Raw genomic sequence first — 23,476 nt, 5'->3', positions numbered from 1 at the left:
GTGAGTCTATGCTTTAAAAAAGTTAAACAACTATAACGATTAAAAACATGAAAAGTCTTATAAAAAAAGTTGTGTTTCTTACCGGGCTGGCAGTAGCCACTGTGCATCATGTTGCTATTGCCAATGAGCCGACTCAGCTTTTTTGGGGAGATATGCACCTTCATACCTCATACTCATTTGATGCCTTCTTAAGCCAAAATTATTCGGCAACCCCGGATACCGCTTACCGCTGGGCAAAGGGGCAACCGGTCATTCACCCTTATACCCATGCAAAAGTACGTATCGATACACCTCTGGATTTTCTAGTGGTATCGGATCACGCTGAAGGATTGGGTGTTATGAGAGCAGTGGTTAATGAAACAGATGAGCTCGATAGCGAGATGTCCTTTTATCAGTCGATGATGCGCTGGTTTGCCAAGCAGCATATTCGCTATAAGGTATCGATCAATGAGGGTATGGATATTTTCAATGAGCTGCTGCCAGCTAAAGCACTAGACTCGGAAACCTACCTTGATCCTGTCCAGGATCCAGCTAACCAGCCCCCGGAACCAGTGCTTGGAGATTTGAATAAAACCCGGACAAACGCCTGGAACGATATAATCGACGCCGCAGAGCGTCACAATAACCCAGGTACCTTCACCAGCTTTATAGGCTGGGAATGGAGTTCAACACCAACCGGGGCTAATTTACACCGGGTCGTGGTGTCCCCAGATGGTGCAGAAAAGGCTAGGCAGTATCTTCCTTTTGGGTCTGACCAGAGCCAATATCCAGAGGATTTATGGTACTGGTTAGATGAGACTTCTCAACGAACTGGCAGTGAATTTATTGCCATTCCCCATAACTCCAATGTTTCCAAAGGCTACATGTTCGCAGAAACCACACTGCGCGGTGAGCCAATTGATGCACAGTATGCGCGCACACGTATGCGCTGGGAGCCCTTAGTCGAAATAACACAAATTAAGGGGGATTCAGAAACCCATTCAAAACTTTCGCCGCAAGATCCCTTCGCCGACTTCGAAAATTATCCATTTTACTTACAAGCTGATCCAGAGGCTTACCGTATTGCTAAAGGTGACTTCATTAGATCCGCCTTGCGTACTGGCCTTGAGATACAGGATAAGATTGGTGTAAACCCTTATAAGTTGGGTTTTATAGGGTCCACGGATTCACATACTGGTATGTCTACTGCAGAGGAGAACAATTTCTGGGGTAAGTTTGCCCATGATTCCATACCAACTAGCAAGCGCACCAACACTGTCATTGGCGGGACCAAGGCTACTGGCTGGAATATGTCTGCTTCTGGACTCGCTGCCGCTTGGGCAGAAGAAAATACAAGAGAGAGCCTTTTCGCTGCGTTTAAACGCCGTGAAGTGTATGCCACTACCGGACCTAGAATACAGGTACGTGTCTTTGCCGGCTGGAACTTCCCTAAGCACGCCATAAATGCTGAAAATATCGCCGAATTGGGATACATCCATGGCGTACCTATGGGAGGAGATTTGACCAAACCACAAGAAGCTAACAAACCAATTCAGCTGCTCATACGTGCGGTTAAAGATCCCAAAGGAGCAAATCTGGATAGAATCCAAGTTGTTAAATCCTGGTTAGATACGACAGGAAAAAGCCATGAAAAAATATTCAATGTTGCTTGGTCTGGGGAACGTACTCTTAACAACCAAGGAAAATTAGATTCTGTGGGTGATACAGTAAATCGAGAAACAGGACAATATACCAATAAGATTGGTTCTATTGAATTATCCACTTTATGGCAAGACCCAGATTTTGATGTAAATGCACGCGCTTTTTACTATGTTCGAGTATTGCAGATCCCTACTCCACGCCATTCACTCTACGATGCCGTAGCCTCAAAAGAAGTTAATAATGGAAGTATTCAGATACCACCTGAAGGGCCCGCGGTTCTCCAGGAGCGTGCTTACACTTCTCCTATCTGGTATACCCCCTAATATCTTTAATAAACCCGATAACTAAAGAAGCCTGATGGTTAATTTCGTTAATCCATTCTGATGAAGAATAGAAACTCTCTATAAATATCAATGGAGGACATTAAATGCAGTGGAAGTTTGAAGAACTAAGAAAAGAACCCCTTCTACACTTTTTCATTATCGCATTAATACTATTCATCGCTGCAGAATTTCTAAACAAAGATAATAGATTCAATCAAGAATACACCCTACTTATAAACGAAGACAAGATCATTGAGCACCTCCAATTTCAGAAAAAAACATTCAACCAAACATTTGCTAGGCGTTATTGGCAAAGCCTAACTCAAACTGAAAAATTCAACTTGATTGATGATTACATTAGGGAAGAAATACTTTATCGAGAAGCGATCAATCTAGGTTTACAGGAGCATGATCAAATTATACGAAGACGACTTATTCAAAAGCTGGACTACGTAACTGGAGGTTTTTCTAGTAAGATAAGTATTACTGATGAAGATTTGAAAAATTACTTTCAACTTAATCAAGAAAAATATCGCATCGAAGCATCAATTACTTTCACCCATGTTTTCTTTGATGCGAGGCATTACTCTAAAGAAAATTTAGAGGAGACCGCCAAGAAGACTTTGGATCAACTTTTAAAACAATCAATCCCTTTTGAAAAATCTTCCCTCTATGGGGATAGGTTTCTTTTCCATCGAAACTATGTAGAACGAACTTCTCAACTAGTAGCTAACCATCTCGGAAATACTTTGGCGCAGAATGTTTTCCGCCTGCCCTTAAACACCTGGTCTGGCCCGCTTGAGTCCCCATATGGTCTACACCTGATATTGGTTAGCGATCACAAAAAAAGTCGCCTACCCAGCCTTAGCGAGGCCTACCCATTAGTTCTAGAGGATTATCGACGAGAAAAATTGGAAGTGAATAAAAAAATGAAATTTAAAGAATTGCTGGCTGAGTATAGAGTTGAGTGGGACAACTCCTTACCTTATGTGCCTATAGAAACAACCTATGCTAAATAGAAGTCTCTACAAGACCATTACAACCATTATAATTTCTTTACTAGGTACAATCTTTAATAATCTAAGCTTTGCGCATGATGGAAGACCGCTTTACATTGAATTAAAAGAGATCTCGGAAAGCAGATACATCCTTCGCTGGAAAACACCGCCAGTTATGCAACCAGGTACTGAGCCTGAAGTAAGTTTGACAGGAAATTTTTGCCAAAGGCACTCAACTACATTAGATTTTTCTGGGCGTCATGTTAAGAGCTATCTATGTCAAGCCTCCCACCTGCATGATTTTAAAGGAGCAGAGAACACCCTTAAATTAAAAATCTCATACCCAATTGCTAACCCTGCCTTATCAAGCTTAATTCAATATAAAAAACTTAAGGGTGATACAATCAACATCTTTAGTGGCCCAAAGATCTTAGTAATAGACTTACCTTACAAATTAACTATTTGGGAGTGTATTAAACAGTATATTGAGGCTGGATTTCTACATATACTAGAGGGCTATGATCACTTGCTTTTTGTATTATGTTTAGTATTTATTGCCCAAGGCCTTAAGAGTATTTTAGTCGCTATTAGTGGATTTACATTAGGACACTCCCTCACATTGGGGCTCGCAAGTTTAAATCTATTCTCCATTAGAATTGATGTTGTGGAAGTTTTGATCCCATTAAGCATTATGTTTCTAGCCGCAGAAATTGTATACGCCATTGAGCGGGGTAATAAAAATACTTTGACCTGGCGTTATCCTGCTATTGTAGCTGGTGGATTTGGGTTGTTACATGGGTTCGGGTTTGCCAGTGCATTAACAGAATTAGGTCTTCCACAAAGTCAGAAAATCATCGCTTTGTTTAGCTTTAATATAGGTGTAGAGCTTGGGCAGATACTCTTTGTTTTAGTCTTGATTGCTTCAATTTTCCTGATCAAGTGGACCTTTTCAAGGTGGAGCGTTTCATTTTTTTATAAATATATCTTCGCACAGTCAGGGTACATTATTTATCCAGTTGGAGTAGTTAGTGCATATTGGTCAATCGACAGAGCTCTGGGTTTGGTTTACTAAGTTAAGTAAACTGTTAACTGTAGGTTAAACCGATATTAATCCAATAAAGCATTTCGAACCCTGAAAGACCCAAAAGGCTCAGCCATATCGTATTATTTGTACTATCGCTATGAAAAGAATGCTGCGCTTGCAGTGCTGCAACTCAATGAAACATCGTTCAAATCACACCCTGCACGGGTATCAGACCGATATATAATAAGATTCATAAGGTGCCAAACTTTCCATATCTGGTACAATCCACTTCATCATTACCTCATAAAGAGACTAACTAAAACGTCAGTACAGATATTGAAGTCCGCTGCAGTGTGCACATTGGTGCCAATTAGGTGTAAGTGTTCATAGCTGGCTCTTTTCAGATTCTTTCATCTCAAGCCAGTAATCCAGCCCTTAAAGTCAGTGTGCCAAGAGGTAATTTGCTTGAGAAGTGAGTATGCTAGTATTCGCTCGGTTTGTAACGGGTAGCTATAGGTAAAGGCATTTGGTATACAGCCTCTTCAAAATATGGTTTATATCAAATTTTACTCACAACCTGTCTAGCTATTCCTATATCTTTTGGTTAAGTAATTTTCTTGCGCTTGAAGAACTAATAATAATGAGAAAATACTGAACATTTAATTTCATCAAGGGATTGCATATGACTCCAGATATTTTCACCGACTTAAAAATCCAGCAAATGATTAAATTTTGCTCTACTGGCTATGATGTATGGGGTAAAATTATCAAGAGAGATGTCAGCAACAACTACGTTGCTGGCCGCGATCGTTCTATAGAAGGTCAGATATATTGGAATCACCTTAACAGTGAAGTTAGTTGTATTTTGGCTATTCACTCCTTTCTCAGGGAATACTTAACTTCTAAAGTGCCAGTTAGTGAAATCTCACAGCTTGACTCGATGAAAAACAGCTTTTTGTTAACGGTTGTAGATTATCAAAGACTTTGTTCCACAGCACACCTTACAAACAATATTGACAAGAAAATTGAGAAAAATAATGCTCTCAAAAAAGACAGAAAAATTAACCTTGGCATTTCAACTTCTTCTTTAGCCTCATCCATCCACGATATCCCCTCAAAGATCAATGGAATTGTGGCCACTATACTTGCACTTAAAAGTCTAAAACAAAATCTTGGGGCGGTGGATACCAGTTGGAGCGAACACTATAGAGCTGTCCGTCGTGATTTTCTGGCTATTGCTTCAAATATCATTGGTCTTTTTGCACCAACAGCAGTAGGAAATACAATTATTGTCGCGTGGATGTATAGCGATATACGAGACCTTAAAAATTTTAATAAAACCGCTCTAGAATTATCAGAAAACAAGCAAAAACTCTTAGATGCTGCTGGCAAATTCAGTGGCGATACATCCATAGGCGACTTCTATACTTACGTGCTTGTAACAGCGCTGGCAGAGCATTACGGTTTTTCACCGAACAACGGAATTAAGTATAATCCACAGCATCCGCATCTAAATATGGCGAAAGTTATTATGGGGTAGAATATAACTATCGGCTATTTTACATCACAAGAAAATATCTATTCAACGCGCAGAAATAGTACTCTTGGTCAACCTTAGTACCGAGACAAGCTAGGCACATACATCGTTCTTTACTACTATTTCTGCTCTTAAAATCCACAGGAAGAGTTATTAAACTAATTCTCTTCAACTATTTTATAGGATACATCATTGAGCAAGGTGTTAATATTTGGTAACTCAGCCTCAGGGAAATCCACTCTAGCAAAGTATCTTTCCCAGAAGTTAGGACTTGCACATTTAGATTTAGACACTTTAGCATGGCTGCCAACCTCTCCCCCGCAAAGAATGCCTCTAGATGAATCTCAATTAAAGGTCATTGACTTTCTAGAGGAACATGAAAACTGGGTGGTAGAGGGGTGTTATACAGATTTATTAGAAATTCTGGCTGACCAAGCCACTGAAATCATATTTATGGATCTTAGCATTGAGCAATGTATACACAATGCCAAGTCTAGACCATGGGAACCGCATAAGTATGACTCTAAAGAAGCTCAAGATTCAAATCTAAATATGCTGGTTAATTGGATAAAGGATTATAAAACAAGGCTAGATACCTTTTCTTACGACTCACATTTGAAATTTTATAAATCCTTCCAAGGAAAGAAATCTATTTACAATAAAAATCAAACTTATACTTAAAAAGGGTGATTCTACAATGCTACTAAGTATGTTTACTGGGCCTAAATAGTAAATAACTAATCAATGCTCCTACAGCTCCACCAACAAAGGGCATGAATAAATAATCCCAGCTCCAGGCCTTTGTTGCCAAAGCCACAGCCGGGTTTAAAATTCCGTATGAAGCGTTGTGGGATACAATCAACCCTAGCAGTAATGAGCCACCGACAACAATCCCTGAGGTGGCCTTACTTATATCTTTATTATATGTCGTAGACATAACCCCAAAACTAAAGAAAGCAGTCCCCAATGCTTCACCAATACCGCTAAAAACAGAGGCTTTATGGGAAACCAGCCAACCTTCCTGCCCCAATGGCACATACATGGTTACCATCAGTAACGCCAAAACTCCTCCACAAACTTGAACAATTACATAACCCAGAAAGTCTTTAAAGCTAATCTTCTTGGAGATTAACATGGAAAAAGAAATTGCTGGGTTTATATGACAGCCAGAAATGCCCCCAAGGAGATATACGCATAAGCCCAATGCAAGCCCCGCAGCAATAGGTGTCGCTATGGGAAAAGGGTTGCTTGGGGTTAGAGAGGTTAATACCGCTGCAGCGAGAATGAAGGTACCAATCAATTCTGCAGATAACTTTTGTATAAAAGTATAATTCATAGGCATCCTCTCAACATCAGCAAATTATTCTCAGCATTAATACAATCGATTTGACTGAAAAATTGTTTTTCTATTGGGCACTTAAAAATTGCCTAGATGATTGTAGACTATTAAACATCATAGAATGGCTTAATTTAGATCTGGTTTTACGTGATTTTTATTTACCAAAGATGTTTCTATTGATTAAATAGCTTTCAATCATTGAAGAGTGATCACTGAGAATCTCTGTCCTCCCTAATAACTTAAGTTAGAGCACCTTATAAATTCTCTAAAGAGCTTCACAAAATCCCCTCTTCTTCATAATCTACCTTCACATCTTTACCTGTTACAAACAAAACACACACTACAAAGCCTGCCAAGGCAAGGTAGGCATTGACTGTAAAAGCTCTATCAATACCTGTGGGAAGATCTGGAGCCATAGCAACGATGGTGGTATTCATTCCTAATCCTAATGCCCCACCGGCTATTTGATACATATAAAGTATTGCTCCAGCTAGACTTGATCGGGATGGATCGACTACCGTTATCGCCGCAGTCGTTATTGTGGAATAGAAGAGCCCAACCCCCGCACCCAGAATCATCAAGCCGGGAATAAGCACCGGATAGGTGGTATTGGCAGTCATGTGCGAAAGCATAAACATTCCTATACACATACAAATGGTACCTGCAGAAACAATCACTTTTGCTCCAAGCTTTTCATACAAACTGCCAGATATATAGGAAACTATGCCAAATACCGCCATCATAGGTAACAACCCTATTCCAGAAAATGCTGCTGAGTAACCCCTAACCTTGGTCAGAAACTGAGGGATATAGAGCAATGCTGCAAAAAAGACCACAGAGAGTAGTAATGTTGCCATACCCGCCGCAAAGAACTTATTATTTGTAGCTACATCTTCAGGGATTAAGGCATTCTTGCCAGCATTGCGTTCTACGATGATAAAAAGCCCCAAAAATATCAAGAAAACTGCAAATAAAGAGACTATCCAGGGGCTTTTAAAACCAAAGTCTACCGCCAAATCCAGCGCAACGAGCAAACCAAACAAAGAGATAGACAGGGTCGTTACTCCTGCATAATCTATTTTTTCATCAATTTTATCCGGACTGTCATCGGCGATCACCTTCCAACAAACTAGGCAAGCCAGAATCGCAATGGGGATGTTAATAAAAAAGATCCAGCGCCAACTAGCTAAATCAGTTAGTATTCCTCCCAACATTGGCCCAATGGCATTGGATGCTCCGCAGACTGTCATAATTAAGCCACCCGCCAAGCCTGAACGATCCTCCGGCATTAATCCATAGATCATCCCCAGAATGGCCGGCCACATCATTGCGCCTCCAATACCCATTAGTGCCCGAGATATTAGGAGCATCCACATGTCTACAGCCAGTCCACCAAGAAGAGAAAAAAAGACAAAGATTGCAGTGCCGATAAAGAAGATACGTCGGCGCCCAAACATATCGGCCAAGCGCCCTCCGGAGATGATTAGAACGCCAAAAACCAGGGTATATCCGTTTATTACCCACTGAGCCGTAGTGATATCAGAGTTAAACTCCTTCTCCATTGCAGGAATCGCTACAGAGAAAGCTGTGAAGTCATTTGCAATAAGAAATACCGCTAGACTGAGTGCTACCAAACCCCAAAATTGGGTTTTTGTCAGGGGAGTCCTAGTTTCTGTCATGGTATCCTTCCCGGCACTTATTTTTACAGCACGAACTAAAAAATCGTTCTAGAAAGTTTGGCCTATCTGACCCTTTTAGTATTAATTTTTTGTGAGCGCATTACTTTTAGAAAGTCACTCAACCCAAAGTCTTTAGATGTTATTTATTATGCCTACAGATAGAACTGCTATTTTCGACAGTCATTTTCACATTATTACCCCTGGTTTTCCTCTTTTTTCAAATCAAGGATTTACGCCTGATTTCTTTACCACCAGCGACTATTTGGACCGGGTAAAAAATTACGACCTTCTCGGTGGTGCAGTTATTTCCGGGTCTTTTCAGCGTAATGATCACACCTACCTAATGGATGCCCTAAAAAACCTAGGGAAGAATTTTGTAGGAGTGATCCAGCTTCCGCCAGATACCAGAGATGAAAAGATATTGGCGCTCAATGAACATGGCGTCCGTGCTGTAAGATTCAATCTAAAGCGTGGGGGTTCAATCTCTGCAGCAACTATCAAAGATTTCGCACAAAGAGTCTATGATCTGGTCAATTGGCATGTAGAACTCTATATAGATTCAGCCAATTTGGCCCCTCTAGAAAGCACCTTACTAACCCTACCCAGCGTGTCTATTGATCACCTGGGGTTGAGTCAATCTGGGCTCAAGTTGCTGCTATCTCTTGCCGAAAAAGGTGTACGAGTGAAAGCAACAGGATTTGGGCGCCTGGACTTCAATCCATCTAACGCCATTAAGGATCTTTATCAGGCTAACCCTAGCTGCCTTATGTTCGGTTCAGATTTACCGTCTACTAGAGCACCGCGTCCTTTTCGAGATGAGGATGTCACATTAATTAAAAATACCCTGGATGAAACGGGAGCCAACCAAGTTCTTTGGCAAAATGCTAAAGCATTTTATTTTCACCAGAATGAATAGATAGGAAGTTAATGTGTATTAATCTATCAATCAATATTGCCAACTTCAATGTTTAAGGCTTTGAAATTAATTTTTCAATAACCCAGAGCTCCCTCTTGCACAAAGCAGCTTCTCAAAGTAAATAATGGTTTGTTTAAGTCCATCGTTTAGCTTTACTTTGGGCTCCCAATTAAGTAAAGATTTTGCCTGATCAATAACTGGTTTACGCTGACGAGGATCATCTCTAGGTAATGGTAGGTAGATCAATTTTGAAGATGACCCCGTTAATGAAAGTATACGCTGAGCCAGCTGACTAATAGTAATCTCAGATGGATTTCCCAGATTGATGGGGCCCGTTATGTTTGCTGGAGCCCCCATCAAGCGAATCAATCCTTCAACTAAGTCATCAACGTAGCAAAAGCTTCGTGTTTGTTGGCCCGTACCATATATGGTTATATCATCACCCTTAAGCGCCTGAACGATGAAGTTACTTATTACACGCCCATCATTTGGGTGCATTCTTGGTCCGTATGTATTGAAAATCCTACCTACTTTAATTTGTAATCCATATTGACGGAAGTAACTGAAAAACAGGGTTTCAACACACCGTTTCCCTTCAATATAACATGAACGCATACACACCGGATCTACCTTTCCCCAGTACTGCTCAGACTGAGGATGCACTTCAGGGTCTCCATAGACTTCGCTTGATGAAGCCTGGAGTATTTTGGCGTTAACTCGCTTTGAAAGGTCAAGCATGTTAATTGCGCCATTAATATTAATCTTTAGCGTCTGTACTGGATCAACCTGGTAATGAATTGGCGAAGCTGGGCAAGCCAGATTATAAATTTCATCAACATCAACATATAATGCGTTTGTTACATCATGCTGAATAAAATTGAAACATGAATTCGATAACAGATGTTTTATATTGTGCTTTACCCCCGTGTGTAAATTATCAGCGCAGTAGACATCATGCCCCTCTCCCAATAATTTTTCACATAGATGAGCCCCTAAGAAGCCGGCGCCACCTGCAACCAATATTCGTGACATTATAATTCCACATTTAAAACACCAAACCTATAAATCATAGAAGCGAATAACACACCCAATCCATAAAACCTATCAAATACACTATCTTTAAGATAGAGTTAAATATAGCCACTTATTATTTATGCCATAAAGATAATTGTATCACAATATTTCACGCCACTGTTAAATGGTAAGCCCCACAAGGATTCATAATTCAACCCATAACAGTGACCTATTAAGTCTCAGCCAAATTAGCTAAGGAAACACATTACTATTTGAGAGAACTACCCATTAACACTTACAAGCCACTATCGATTAGCATTAATAACAATACAATCTTCTAGAATACACCTTATAAATCATTTATTTATATCAACTACTTGGACTTTCTGAAAATGGCATTAGGCACTCTCTTCTGCTTTGCTCACCGAGGTTACCAAGACTCGTATAGTGAAAACACCTTACAGGCAATAGGCGAAGCACTGGATTTAAAGGTTGGAGGAGTGGAAATTGATATATGGAATATTGGCGGTCAACTTCTTGTTACTCATGACAGGCGCCTAGGTCGCTTACAACCTGGGAATTCAATTATTACAGACATGCAACCAGAAACTCTTAGAGCTATGCCTCTACCCTGTGGCAGTAAGATTCCAACGCTACAAGAAGTCTTAGACTTAATAGGTGACAAGGCTCAATTAAACATAGAACTCAAAGGCCCTAATTGTGCGACACTATTGGCACAAGAGATTCGTACATTTGTTACAGATAGGGGGGCTACTTTTGATCAATATATAGTATCTTCATTTGATCAATTACAATTATATGAATGCCTACGCCTACTACCAGAAGTTCGCCGCGGTGTAATAATAGTTGGGGTTCCCCTTGATCTAGCCGCATGTACAGCCCCTTTGAAAGCTTATTCACTACATACTGCCTTGGACTTCCTCCACAAAGATTTACTTAACGATGCCAAATATCGAGGGTTAAAAAACTATATTTTCACTGTAAATAACCCTGACGACTTAGCACTACTTGCCTCACAGGGTGTGGATGGAGTATTTACTGACAGACCACAAATGGTCTTGGATTTTAACGAAAAAATTATGGGCACATAACCAACCAATCAAAAACTTAATCGGCAATTATTTTTGACTTAAAAATAAAAACATTTACGCGAACATTTAGTACCTATCTTAATTGATTCTCATACCCCTTAACACTTCAAACTTGCAAAGCGGCTCTTTTTACAGACCAGGGTGACAAATCAAACAAAGGTGTCTCATCCAATACTAGACGCTTTAAATTCTCCCCAATCACTGGGGCAAACTTAAAGGCTTGACCTGAACCATGGCTAAAGATAAAAATATTTTTGCTCAAGCGATCTAATACAAACCCTGCGTCTGTACTCATTGTATAAGGACATAAGTGCGCCTCTGAGCGGGACCTAACACCTTCTATATAAGAAAATACAAAATCGTCTAGAATTTGCAATAGTTCTGTGGGAATTATCATATTCGAAGAGGGAATGTAATCTGACCTTTTTAACTTATCTGGTGCCCAATCAATACCGATTTTGATCAAACCTGTGCCGTTCTTCTTATCCCCCATATAAGGAAACCCATAGTAAAGCCCTTGATCAGGATCATTCTTTGCTTTTTCCTGAAAACAGAACCACTGTGGATAGGTATCCATACGATCTCTTTCAATCGTATAGTACGCCCATAACATTGGCCAAATCTGAAGCTGTACCTGATACCCCAATAGTTCAAGGAAATATCTAGACCAAGGGCCTGCTGCTATAATACAACGCTTGGATGAAGCTTTAGTACCATTCTCAAGTAGGACATTTACATCAGTACCATCAGAGACCGAAACCACTTTGGTTCCTAATCTAATTTTATGGCCGCAACGAATCACTTCATTTTTCCAAAAATTTAAGGACTCGCCGGATAACACAGCGCCTGCTGCTGGCTCAAATAGCCCTTGCCAGCCGGGCTTGGTACGCAGTGGCCAGCGCGCATTAATTTCCTTTGCAGTCAACTCTTCAAAAGGTATTGATTGCCTCTGCATGACTTGTTTAGCCGCACAGATACTCCCTTCAATGGTTTCCTCCCCCCAGTCTTCACCATAAAATAACAGGCCATGGGATACTCTAAGTTTTTTACCATATTGTTTTTCCTGAGACTCCCAAAGTACATTAGAATATTTTGCAGCTTGGCAGTAATATGGATTGGAGTACATCGCTCTGAACATTCTCGTACTACCGGAGCTACTACCAAAAGTATTTCCAATCTGGAATTGGTCACAAACTAGAATGGAATCCACAGATTTACGTAGCGCATAAGCCGAACTCAGCCCTGCCATACCCGCACCAATGATTATCACATCATAGTAGCTTGTCATCTTAACGCTCTAACCGTAGCCAACAAACTGTCTTCCTAAATAACTAAGATGGGGGTACCCGGATTCCAATTTTTTAAAGCAAGCTTCAGAAATTCTACTAAATATAAAATGATACACTTGCCGTGGACTCACAGATCGCCAAACCTCTGGATTGTAAAATTCAATAGAATCAGCCATCACTGCACCGGCACTAGAAAGCCCTTCATCAAATACTATCGTGCCTTTTTCTTCCAATATTTGTTGAGCGCCAGTTGCAAAAGGTAAGTTAGCCACACAAACTAACACTCTAGCTTTTAGATTCCTGGCCAAAGCCACATCAATTATCCGGGAGGCTGAGGCGAGAACAATAATATCCCAGTCCTGTAAAATCCAATTTTCTATATTTTCAGAATTTACGGCACCTGAAATATTCCCCCGCTCCAAGATATGATCATAAACAGATACCAGCTCTCCCATTTTTACCAACCTTTTAACGATTCTGCTCCCAACAGCTCCTGCGCCATGCACTAGAACCCTTGCCCTTGGTATATTGAGTGCAGATTTTCCCGCTGCAATAGCACCTAAAGCACCTGATGCCGTAGCTTCTGCATAATGCATCTTTGAACCTAATGCCGCTAACACATATTGGGTTTTCGCAGCTAGACGCATCACTTGCGTGTTTCCAAAGTTAAGGTCTGCGCCGGTGAACATATCCCCTTTTCTTTTATTGAGCTCTGATGCCGCTATGGTAATAATTTCATCAAAGGATCCTTGCCATATGCTGTTGACATTTGCAACAATTTTCCCACCCCTAAATCCTGTATGATAAGTTTGGTGCTTAATCTGCATTCGCTCTGCTAACTGACAAGCTTCATCAGCAGCATATTCATCCTTCTGATACTCTAATACTCTCAAGCCGCCATTCGCTGGCAGCGAACTTCTTTTAGCGCAAGCGAAGTGGAGTGTTCCGCATGACATTTCTATCGAAAGTAAATCTACGCTCATGATAGATCCACCGTATTAGCGACGCTCCAAACGAATATAGTGATGAACATAATCCATACTATATTTATCAGGGCTATTAAAAATACGTTCTTGCAACTCATCATATAACTTTTTAATCGCAGTTGAACTTCCTCCATGCTCATCAATTGATGTATGAAATGTTCGCTCACTCCAACTCCGTATGGTTTTCATTAGCCCCTCGGAAAAGGCTGAAGCATTTCCATCCAAATCAAACTGACTGCGATATGGGCATGTTGTCATTTGTATTGACACTTCATGCACGATCCAGTTTTTCTTATGATGAGGCATATTTAAAACCTGCCAAATATCTTCATCTGTGCGATAATAATTTTGAAAGACTGCCCCTTCAAAGGCACCTTTCGATACTTCTCCAGCTTTATACAGCTGCAACCAAATATCATACAGCGTGTCGAACATGTCTTTATCTTTTGCGTTATTACCCAGCAAATGGCCGCTATCATCCTGAGCCAAATCCACAAGGACAAACTGACCACCCACTTCAAACTCCCAGGCTCTCGCCTCAAGCAGTGAATCAAAATCATTCACGGACTGCGCTCTAAAGGGTTCGCGCCGCAAGCCACGCACCTTGTTTGCGTGTATGTGCTCTATAAAAGTGCCAGGTATTTTAGATAGCCAGTGCATTGTGGTAGCCGCCAGAGCAATATTGATTGAAGCCTGGGGTGCCACATGACTATAAAAGCTACTGGGTTGTATAAAGACCACTAGATTTTCAAACTTAGCTCTTAATTCGTTTAGATTATCAGCGAGTGTTAACAGATCACTGGATGGTAAATCATTAGCGATATGGCATATTGTTTTATCACCGAGTTTTTTAAATACTCGCCCCCATAACTCCATAGAAGTACCACCATCTGCAGCGCCATAATCGATAGTGGTACAAAATTTTTTATTTGGTATAGAATCCAAGGCGCGCAGAAAAAAAGGCCAACTTTTATCAATACAGATCTTAGCTCCCAAGGTTTCCTGGGAGTAATTCTGTAACATCCCTATACTCATAGACTAATCCGCCCTCTGTGTTTCTTGCCACTTCCTGACTAAACAGGAAACATTTAGAGGAATTATAATGTTGACGGATTACCGCATGGTGGGCGAACTCTTGGTAGTTACCAAGCAAATAATACGGACTAAGATTTAAAATATCCTTAGAAACAAGCTCTAAAATTTAGCAATTTCCTTCCATATCAACCCTTCGTACACTCTCACCCTACACAACCAACTCTATAAAGACTGCTTACCTAAGAGTGATTTCTCCTAGAGACATATTGTCCCCCAAAAAGATTAATGCTGGTATAAATATCTAGACAATATTGCTTGTTAGGAAAAAAGGAGTTTTAGGTTTTCTGATAATAAATGGAGTTACTATCCTTTTAGAAATTTTATTTTGTACTCCCTACCCTACAAGGCTCCCCCTCAATAAACAAAACTGATACCACCAGACCGATGAGTGCTAAGTAGGCATTAATCGTGAAAGCTCGGTCTATACCGGTTGACAGATCTGGGGCTAAGGCAATTATGGTGGTATTCATTCCCAAGCCCAATGCACCGCCGGCAATCTGGAACATATAGATAATCCCGCCAGCCAGACTCGATCGGTTGCGGGCAACAATGGTCACTGCAACTGTAGTCACCGTCGAAAAGAAAAAACCAACCCCGGCACCAAGCACCAATAGGCCTGGTATCAACTCTCGAAAGCTGGTATTTACTTGTATATGGGAGAGCATAAACATTGCTGCACTGATAAATACCGAGCCTATCGCTATGATCACCTTGGCTCCTATTTTTTCGTAAAGCCTACCGGATATATAGGAAACCAAGCCGTAAGCCATCATCATCGGCATCAGCCCAATGCCGGCCAATGTTGGGGAATAACCCCGCACTTTGGTGAGAAACTGTGGAATATATACAAGCGCAGAAAAGAAGACTACAGAAAGCAATAAGGTCACTACACATGCTGCAAAGAAACGCCTGTTACTCATAACATCTTTGGGAATTAGTGCATCACTTCCGGCATTACGCTCAACAGCAGTAAAGCCTCCTAGGAAAAATACGCTAATGATAAATAAGAGGACAACTATCGGACTTTTAAAGCCCAGCTCTACGACAAGATCCAAGGCCATTAACAAGCTAAACAAAGAAATAGAGAGTGTCGTCACTCCCAAGTAGTCAATATGCTCTTCAATCTTCTCTGGCTTATCATCAGCGACCGTTTTCCAGCACCCTAAACACACTAATGCAGCGACTATAACATCGAGAAGAAATATCCATCGCCAACTCGCAAACTCGGTTAAAAAGCCTCCTAACATTGGGGCAAAGGAGTCAGAGATTCCACACACCCCCATGATTAGACCACCGGCCAGGCCCGCGCGCTCTTTTGGTATGAGTTCATAGACCATCCCCAATATTGCCGGCCACATCAGCGCCCCACCAATTCCCATTAAGGCCCTGGACACTAGCAGCATCCAAATATCCATGGATAAAGCGGCAAGCAGCGAAAAGAAGGCAAAAAAACCTGCACCTATAAAAAAAATGCGTCGTCGCCCATAAATATCAGCCAAGCGTCCACCCGTGATAATCAGAACACCAAATACGAGGATGTAGCCGTTGATAATCCACTGGGCTCTTGTAATGTCAGAATTAAACTCTTGCTCAATGGTGGGGATGGCGGCGGGGAATATGGTTAGATCATTTGCCACCAAAAATACAGCGAAGCTGAGGCCAATCAGCGCCAACAACCTCTCTTTACTTTTGGATGTATTGGAATCTGCCATTGAGTTCTACCGAGCGCTCTCTTTCATCAGAGCAAAGACCATTGCTTTGACAGTTTGGCTTATTAGGTCGTAGAGCAACGGACTCGGTAGAAGATTGGCGTGCCTGGAGAAACCAGAAGAAGTCCAAGAACGCATCAGGCAACTCCAGGGGGAGCTGCCAAGATTGATTACTGACTATATTCCTGGATCGGTTGGAAATCAGGGTTAGCGCCACAGGAAGAGCGTACCACCAGTTCGGTTGGCAGCACTGCTGGCTCTGCTGTCTTATCACCGATCAACTGCATCATCTTCTCCACCATCAGCTCACCGCCGCGCTGGATATTCTGTCGCACAGTCGTTAGTGGGGGCGTATAGAAAGGCGCGATGGGGATATCATCAAATCCAACTACTGCAATATCGTCGGGAACCTTGTAACCCTGGCTCTGCAAAGCCTTGATGGCTCCCATTGCAATGCTGTCACTTGCGGCGAAAATCGCATCGAAGCTCAACCCCTCGGTTTTTAGCAAGTCTGCAATGGATTGATAACCGCTTTCACTGGAGAAAGAAACCTGAATTTGACGCTCGCTATTACCCAGCCCCTCTGCGCTAAGCGCGGCCCTATAACCCTCGTAGCGACCGTAAATCTCGGGGTGCGCAGTATCACCAAGAAAGAGGATGTTACGACGGCCCAGCTTGAGTAGGTGCTCGGTGGCCTGGCGCCCTCCCATCTGATTGTCACTACTTACAATGCAGTAATCGAGATCTGGTTTGGTAGTACCTCCCCATACTACCAACGGATCGCCCTGGCGTTGTAGTTCACGCAGGGGGCTGTCGTCCACCCCTTGGCCAATCACAATTACCCCATCGGCGCGGCGGGACCCCATTAAGTAGGCATGCCAATCGTCACTTGTAACGATACGATTTGAAAACAGTAGATCATATCGGTGCTCGGCCAAGCGATCGGCAATCGCGCCAATCATGTCCAACATAAAGGGGTCGGAAAAAGTCTGGCCTCCGGCGCTGCCGGTATTGATGACGACAGAAATGGTATGGCTGCGTTTTAAACGCAGATTGCGTGCACTCTCGTTGATTTTGTAATTCATACTACGCGCGATTTGCTGAATACGCTCCCGAGTCTTTTCATTGATTAGCGGGTTGTTATTCAGCGCGCGGGAAACAGTGGATTCAGAAACTCCCGCCAGCCGTGCAATATCGGACATGGAGACGGGAGAGGAGGAATCCTTAGGCATGCGTACTTCACCTTGTTCGCGGGAAATACGCCATCTTAGGCGTGCTACAAGAGTTTGTAAAATGAACCCTGATAGCTCAAACCGTCAGCCTGGCTGAGGCCCCAATTTCTCGCCCTTCCACTGCCCTACGGAAAAAGAACAAGCTGACTAGAATTACCGAGATCGGCACCAGTGATAAGTAAAAGGCCACTTGGCCATCAAAGGCTTCAAAAACCGAACCCGTAATCAGGGAACCGGTAGTGCCCCCCAGTGCAGAAAAAATCACTAGTAGCCCGGTCATTGCCGAATGCTGATGGGTCGGTAGTGAACTCAGCATCACCGAGTTGATTGCCGGATAAATGGGAGCCATAAACAGGCCAATCAGAGGCAGAATAAAGGCCGCAATCGGCGCGTTGAACCAGTTGATATCCGGGTTGGCCTGCACATCACTGGATAGCGGAAGAGTCAGTACCACCAGTAATGCCATTGCCAGCAGGCAGACATTCAGCACTGGATACCAGTGTAAACGCCGCATAATAGCCCCTGCCCCCAAGCGGCCCAAGGCGAGCCCTGCGGCAAAAATACTGGCAGCCTGGACGCTCATCGCCGCTGGTAGCTTCAAAATTTCATTGTTAAACGTGGGCAACCAGCTGCCGATACCCTGTTCGATCAACACATAGATAAAAACGGAAATTACATAAATATAAACCAGGGGCTTGGCCATCAGCTTTATCATTGCCCAGAAATCCTGCCGTGGACTGGTGCCCTCAACCCGGGTACCCGACTCATCCATTTTTGTCAGCGACAATAAAATAAAGGCAAACAGACAAATCGCGGCCAGCACCCAATACACACTCAACCAAGCTGTGGAACCTGGATTTGCAGAGTCGATAAAGGCACTAAACAGCCAATACCCACCAAGAACCCCCACCATAAATACCCCCTCCAGGGTATTCACCATACTCGCATGTTCATTTGGACCACGGGTTAACAGGCCCACAGTTGAATAAACCGCGACCTTCACCAAGGCAAATGCGACTCCCACGGAAAGGAACAGTAGCTTTGCTGTCCAGAAACCCGGCAATAAGGGCATGGCAATACAAGCCCCGGTAACAATAGCGAGCCCCATAAGCATGGCGCGCTTAAATCCGAAACGCGGCAGTTGCGAAGCCACCAGAAAAGATACGATGCCGATGGGGATATCCTTAAAGCCCTCCAATACACTGGCTGCAGATTTACTCACGCCGTAAGTATTAATCACCTGCAGTATCACAGTGCCGACACTGTTCAAGAGAATGGCGAATACAAAGTAGATGGCGAATAGGGAAAGCAGTATGCGCTGATTGTTCATAAGGAAATCTTTATCGGTCTATGGCTCAGGCGTACAGCCGTACCAGCCTGTTATTGTACATTTTTTGATCTCTTAGTGTGGGTTGATGACTGTAAATTTTCACGCCCCCAGAACTCAGCAGTATGACTTACCACAAAAGAATTGCAATCGTTTGCAATATTTCAAGCTGCCAAACAGAGACCATTCCGCGATCGCCGGTCAGACTAGCGGGTTACTAGATAACAACAATGCCAATAAATTCTTTATTATCAATAAGTTAATGGATATTTATACTCGCAAATAGCACATAGTTACCGTACAAGGAGATTTTTTACCCCCGAAATGCAATCGATTGCATTTTAATGTGTACAAGCGATAGACTGCAGGCAGTTGCCGAAAGTACTAATTACTTTGGCAAAGCACCTAACCATCAGTTTCTGTGTAAGTGGTATGAAGAAAGAACAACAACATAAGCTTGAAATTCACCCCTGGGGCCTGCTGGAAAGAGAGTTTCAAGCGGATGACTACCCTCTTAACGCCACCCTATTCTCCCTGGGCAATGGTTTTATTGGACTGAGAGGCACCTTTGAGGAAGGCTTTGATCCCGAGCCCTTTTCTGATGGCTGTTACCTCAATGGGGTCTACGCCAGTGAACCTATTCGCTACGGCGAGGCCGCTTACGGCTACGCCCGCAATAATCAGCGCATGCTAACGGTACCGGACGGCAAGGGTATTCAAATCTGGATTGATGGGGAGCGTTTCAGCCTCGCGGAGGGTGCACTACTTGAATATGAGCGCCACTTGGATATGGCCAGCGCAACCCTTGCGCGCAGCCTCACCTGGCGTTCGCCTTTTGGGAAAACTCTCAGGCTCAAAACCCAGCGCCAAATCTGCCTAACTGAAAAACACCTAGTGCTCATCCATGTTGAAGTCACTCCACTGGATTTTGATGGGGAAATACGCCTGTTGACGGGGCTGGATGGCAATATCGATCAAGCCGAGCACAGCGATGATCCACGCTTGGCCTCTCCCATCAATCAGGAGGATATCCAATGGCTGGATAACGTCGCTGATGGTGACTACTTGGCACTACCGCTCTCAGTCAGAAGTAGCGGCTATGAGATTCGCTGCGCAGCCATACACCGCTTGCAGGCTAGTGCGGGTCACACCGTGACCAATCTACGTCATGAAAACCGAGTAGCCACCGAATACCGCTGCAATGCCCAGCGCGGCAAGCCCCTGTGCTTGACCAAATACTTAGCCTACTTCGCAGAGCAAAGTGCTGAGCCGATTGAAGCTGGACCATTGCGCAAATACCTTGAACTCAGCGCCAATAAAAGTTTTGCCGAATATGCCAAGGCCCAACGCATAGAGATGGATAAATTCTGGCAAGAATCCGATATCCAGGTACTTGGTAACGACAGTCTACAGCAAGGTATTCGATTTAATCTTTTCCACCTATTCCAATCCCTTGGCAGGGATGGACGTACGAATATCGCTGCTAAAGGGCTCTCGGGAGATGGTTACGACGGCCATTACTTCTGGGATACAGAAATCTATGTATTGCCGTTTTTTCTCTACACCCAGCCCAATATGGCCCGCCACCTGCTGGAGTATCGCCACTCGATCCTGGATGCGGCCCGCGCCCGTGCCCGAGAGCTGGCGATCAGCAAGGGCGCCCTCTTTCCCTGGCGCACCATTGGCGGGGAGGAGTGCTCTGCATACTACCCTGCCGGCACCGCCCAGTTTCATATCAATGCGGATATCGCCTATGCGGTGCGCCACTACAGCCGAGTCACTGGCGATACAGAGTTTCTGCGGGCAAAAGGGGCGGAGCTGGTTATTGAGGGGGCCCGCCTATGGATGGAAATTGGCCACTTCAACCCTCGCCGAAACAACCAATTTTGTATTAATGAAGTCACTGGCCCGGATGAATATACTGCGTTGGTAGATAACAACTTCTATACCAACCTGATGGCCCGTGCGCATTTGGAGTATGCTGCAGAGGTATACCAATGGTTGCAATCCTTTGATCCAGAAGCGTGCCTGGCCTTGGCCCAGCGTATAGAGTTGGGCCCACAGGAGCCCATGCTTTGGGCAAAAGCCGCAAAGGCCATGTACCTTCCCTACGACCAATCCCAAGGTATCCACCCGCAGGATGATGGCTTCCTCGACAAGCCAGTGTGGGACTTTGAGCAAACACCGGCAAATCATTACCCCCTGCTACTGCACTACCATCCACTGGTAATTTATCGACATCAGGTTTGCAAGCAGGCAGATGTAGTCTTGGGACTATTGCTCGAAAGTTCCGAGTTTTCCATTGAACAAAAACGCCGCGATTTCGACTTTTACGAACCGCTCACTACACACGATTCCACCCTATCCGCCTGCATCCACAGCATTATTGCCAGCGAGGTGGGATACCCGGAAAAAGCGCTCGACTACTTCCAGCAAGTAGCACGAATGGACCTGGACAATCACCACAATAATACTCAGCACGGTATCCATACTGCCTGTATGGGCGGCACCTGGATGTGCATGGTGCAGGGCTTTGCCGGTATGCGCCTGCATGGTACCGAATTGCGCTTCGCCCCGTTTGTACCCGCGGGTATGGAAGGTTATCGCTTCCGCCTGCAATTCCGTGGTCGCACCCTGGCCGTAGAAATTAGTGGCCGCAAGGCTAGCTATACCCTGGTAAACGGCGAGCCTATCACCCTACATCACGCCCAAGAACCCGTATTTCTCGCAGCAGGCGAAACCCAAACATTTGAGATAGCACCACCAGTGGAGGTAACACAGTGATCTATCGTGCTGCAATTTTTGATCTGGATGGCGTACTCGCAGATACCGCACGACTACACCTGAAAGCCTGGCACCAACTGGCCCAAGAACTCAAACGCCCATGGGCTGAAGATACCAGTGAAAGGCTTAAGGGGCTGGAGCGTATGGCCTCACTGGAAGTGATTCTTGGGGAAGAGAGCGATCAGTTTAGTGAAAAGGAAAAGATCGATCTAGCTAGCAGAAAGAATAGTTATTATCAGAAACTGATTCGCAGCTTATCTCCAAAAGATCTACTGCCCGGTGCTGGAGAGCTTCTCGCCTGGTTAAACGAGAAACAAATCCCCATTGCCCTGGCATCAGCCAGTAAGAATGCGCCGGCCGTTTTGCAAGCATTGAAGATATCACATTACTTCTCAACAATTGCCGATCCAGAACAGTCCGCACCTAAACCCTGCCCGGATATTTTCCTCGCAGCAGCGCAAGGCCTACAAGTTGAACCTGAACTCTGTGTTGCCTTTGAGGATGCTGCTGCCGGGGTCGCTGCGATCAAAGCCGCCAAGGGAATGACTGCTGTTGGGGTGGGGAGTGAAAATTCCCTGAGAGAAGCTGATTTTATTGTCGGCAGCCTGTCGGAGTTCGTCCCTAAAGACTTTTTTCTTTCTGCTATCCACGCAGCTTCAATCAGTTAAATGTAAGAGCTGTTGCAAAATCAATATTCAAGCTGAATAGAAAGATTGCTCTCCTTCTATTCAGTGTTACTTGCTTTCTAATATTGTAAAGGAGAAATCACCCTATATCGCATATTTGGAAAATACGTGTACTCGAAGAAATAAAACCAGAATAAGTATCTGACCTTTCCTAAGAATTCACTGTGTGATTGAGCAAAAAATTACCAGCCCCATTTCCCCAGACTTATAAACCCCAAACCAACAATCAACCCCCAAATATAGTAAGGAATATATGGCCTACAATGCTATAGATACCCTTTTACCCCTTCATTTTCAGGAGAACAATCACCCATCTAAAACTAAACAAACTTCAACATGTCGGAATTTATGGAGATTAACTTTTTAGCCTCAATCGATTGTGGATCGATCAGACTAAAATCAGCAAATTCAAATCCTGGCCCAACGGAGCAGCCTACCAGAACTGTCTTTCCAATAGGTTCAGCTGCCTGCCAAGTTCCAGCTGGAACAACCTGACAAAACGTATTATTTTTGGATGAAATTTCCATCCTCTGAACATTCTTATCCAAGTCATTCCAAGTATAAAGATAGAGCCCTGCGCCTTGATATAAATTCCACACCTCATCCGATTGCACTTTATGAAATCGGCTTACCTCGCCTTTATCTAATGAAAAGTAAATGTGAGTGAGCGCTGATCTCCTCTGTCCTTTGTTATTGGTCACCACTGCATTGGATCTGAAAACCTCAAGAAATCTCCCCCCTTCAGGGTGTTCAGATAATTTGATAGGCTGCATGACTATTCCTTT

The 23,476-nt window shown here is 43.5% G+C and carries 19 protein-coding genes; 9 read left to right on the top strand and 10 right to left on the bottom strand.

The genetic code is table 11. The features are described from left to right. Positions 1-47: 47 nt before the first annotated feature. From ACJJJA_RS10135 to ACJJJA_RS10115, 5 genes are all read left to right on the top strand, one after another. Positions 48-1,964, top strand: a complete 1,917-nt coding sequence (locus ACJJJA_RS10135) for a DUF3604 domain-containing protein (protein ID WP_444904489.1) — start codon at positions 48-50, stop codon at positions 1,962-1,964. A gap of 104 nt (positions 1,965-2,068) precedes the next feature. Then, complete coding sequence (locus ACJJJA_RS10130) at positions 2,069-2,983, top strand: peptidylprolyl isomerase (protein WP_444904488.1); 915 nt, start codon at positions 2,069-2,071, stop codon at positions 2,981-2,983. Next, positions 2,973-4,034, top strand: coding sequence for a HupE/UreJ family protein (locus ACJJJA_RS10125; RefSeq protein WP_444904487.1), 1,062 nt, complete (start codon positions 2,973-2,975; stop codon positions 4,032-4,034). Before ACJJJA_RS10130 ends, ACJJJA_RS10125 begins: the two co-directional genes overlap by 11 nt. 634 nt (positions 4,035-4,668) lie before the next feature. Further along, entirely contained in the window at positions 4,669-5,526 is an 858-nt protein-coding gene (locus tag ACJJJA_RS10120) for a hypothetical protein (RefSeq protein WP_444904486.1), read from the top strand. A gap of 198 nt (positions 5,527-5,724) precedes the next feature. Beyond that, positions 5,725-6,204, top strand: a complete 480-nt coding sequence (locus tag ACJJJA_RS10115) for an AAA family ATPase (RefSeq protein ID WP_444905237.1) — start codon at positions 5,725-5,727, stop codon at positions 6,202-6,204. Positions 6,205-6,226: 22 nt separating this feature from the next. Here ACJJJA_RS10115 and ACJJJA_RS10110 read toward each other — a convergent pair whose 3' ends face one another. Together ACJJJA_RS10110 and ACJJJA_RS10105 are read right to left on the bottom strand one after the other, a co-directional pair. Next, positions 6,227-6,859, bottom strand: coding sequence for an MIP/aquaporin family protein (locus ACJJJA_RS10110; RefSeq protein WP_444904485.1), 633 nt, complete (start codon positions 6,857-6,859; stop codon positions 6,227-6,229). Positions 6,860-7,137: 278 nt separating this feature from the next. Continuing rightward, positions 7,138-8,541 (bottom strand): MFS transporter, encoded by a 1,404-nt coding sequence (locus ACJJJA_RS10105; protein ID WP_252085516.1) that lies wholly within the window; start codon positions 8,539-8,541, stop codon positions 7,138-7,140. 136 nt (positions 8,542-8,677) lie between these two features. Between ACJJJA_RS10105 and ACJJJA_RS10100 the strand changes: the two genes are divergently transcribed. Next, positions 8,678-9,457, top strand: a complete 780-nt coding sequence (locus ACJJJA_RS10100) for an amidohydrolase family protein (protein ID WP_444904484.1) — start codon at positions 8,678-8,680, stop codon at positions 9,455-9,457. Between the two features lie 66 nt (positions 9,458-9,523). Here the strand turns inward: ACJJJA_RS10100 and ACJJJA_RS10095 are convergent, their stop codons facing one another. Beyond that, positions 9,524-10,489, bottom strand: coding sequence for a UDP-glucuronic acid decarboxylase family protein (locus ACJJJA_RS10095; protein ID WP_444904483.1), 966 nt, complete (start codon positions 10,487-10,489; stop codon positions 9,524-9,526). Positions 10,490-10,863: 374 nt separating this feature from the next. Here ACJJJA_RS10095 and ACJJJA_RS10090 point away from each other — a divergent pair, with 374 nt between their 5' ends. Beyond that, entirely contained in the window at positions 10,864-11,583 is a 720-nt protein-coding gene (locus ACJJJA_RS10090) for a glycerophosphodiester phosphodiesterase (protein ID WP_444904482.1), read from the top strand. 106 nt (positions 11,584-11,689) lie between these two features. Here ACJJJA_RS10090 and ACJJJA_RS10085 read toward each other — a convergent pair whose 3' ends face one another. From ACJJJA_RS10085 to ACJJJA_RS10060, 6 genes are all read right to left on the bottom strand, one after another. Next, positions 11,690-12,871: an FAD-dependent oxidoreductase gene (locus ACJJJA_RS10085; protein ID WP_444904481.1), complete on the bottom strand. Its 1,182-nt coding sequence runs from the start codon at positions 12,869-12,871 to the stop codon at positions 11,690-11,692. Positions 12,872-12,880: 9 nt separating this feature from the next. Next, a complete protein-coding gene (locus ACJJJA_RS10080) occupies positions 12,881-13,855 on the bottom strand; it encodes an NAD(P)-dependent oxidoreductase (protein WP_444904480.1) in 975 nt (324 codons plus the stop codon). A 15-nt stretch (positions 13,856-13,870) separates the two neighbouring features. Next, the gene (locus ACJJJA_RS10075) at positions 13,871-14,893 is read right to left on the bottom strand and encodes a class I SAM-dependent methyltransferase (protein WP_444904479.1); all 1,023 of its coding nucleotides are present in this window, start codon (positions 14,891-14,893) and stop codon (positions 13,871-13,873) included. A gap of 380 nt (positions 14,894-15,273) precedes the next feature. Continuing rightward, positions 15,274-16,665, bottom strand: coding sequence for an MFS transporter (locus ACJJJA_RS10070; RefSeq protein WP_444904478.1), 1,392 nt, complete (start codon positions 16,663-16,665; stop codon positions 15,274-15,276). 167 nt (positions 16,666-16,832) lie between these two features. Next, on the bottom strand, positions 16,833-17,894 hold the full coding sequence (locus ACJJJA_RS10065; RefSeq protein WP_444904477.1) for a LacI family DNA-binding transcriptional regulator: 1,062 nt from the start codon (positions 17,892-17,894) through the stop codon (positions 16,833-16,835). 76 nt (positions 17,895-17,970) lie between these two features. Next, positions 17,971-19,224: an MFS transporter gene (locus tag ACJJJA_RS10060; RefSeq protein WP_444904476.1), complete on the bottom strand. Its 1,254-nt coding sequence runs from the start codon at positions 19,222-19,224 to the stop codon at positions 17,971-17,973. Positions 19,225-19,653: 429 nt separating this feature from the next. On the opposite strand from ACJJJA_RS10060, the gene ACJJJA_RS10055 reads away from it, so the two are divergent. Beyond that, on the top strand, positions 19,654-22,005 hold the full coding sequence (locus tag ACJJJA_RS10055) for a glycoside hydrolase family 65 protein (protein WP_444904475.1): 2,352 nt from the start codon (positions 19,654-19,656) through the stop codon (positions 22,003-22,005). After that, positions 22,002-22,673 (top strand): beta-phosphoglucomutase, encoded by a 672-nt coding sequence (gene pgmB, locus ACJJJA_RS10050; protein ID WP_444904474.1) that lies wholly within the window; start codon positions 22,002-22,004, stop codon positions 22,671-22,673. Before ACJJJA_RS10055 ends, pgmB begins: the two co-directional genes overlap by 4 nt. Positions 22,674-23,011: 338 nt before the next feature. Here the strand turns inward: pgmB and ACJJJA_RS10045 are convergent, their stop codons facing one another. Next, positions 23,012-23,464, bottom strand: coding sequence for a cupin domain-containing protein (locus ACJJJA_RS10045; RefSeq protein WP_444904473.1), 453 nt, complete (start codon positions 23,462-23,464; stop codon positions 23,012-23,014). Between the last annotated feature and the right edge of the window lie 12 nt (positions 23,465-23,476).

Source organism: Microbulbifer mixtoriginis (SeqCode), assembly GCF_052466865.1.
Note: the sequence above shows the minus strand (reverse complement) of the source record. Positions and strands in the feature narration are given on the sequence as shown.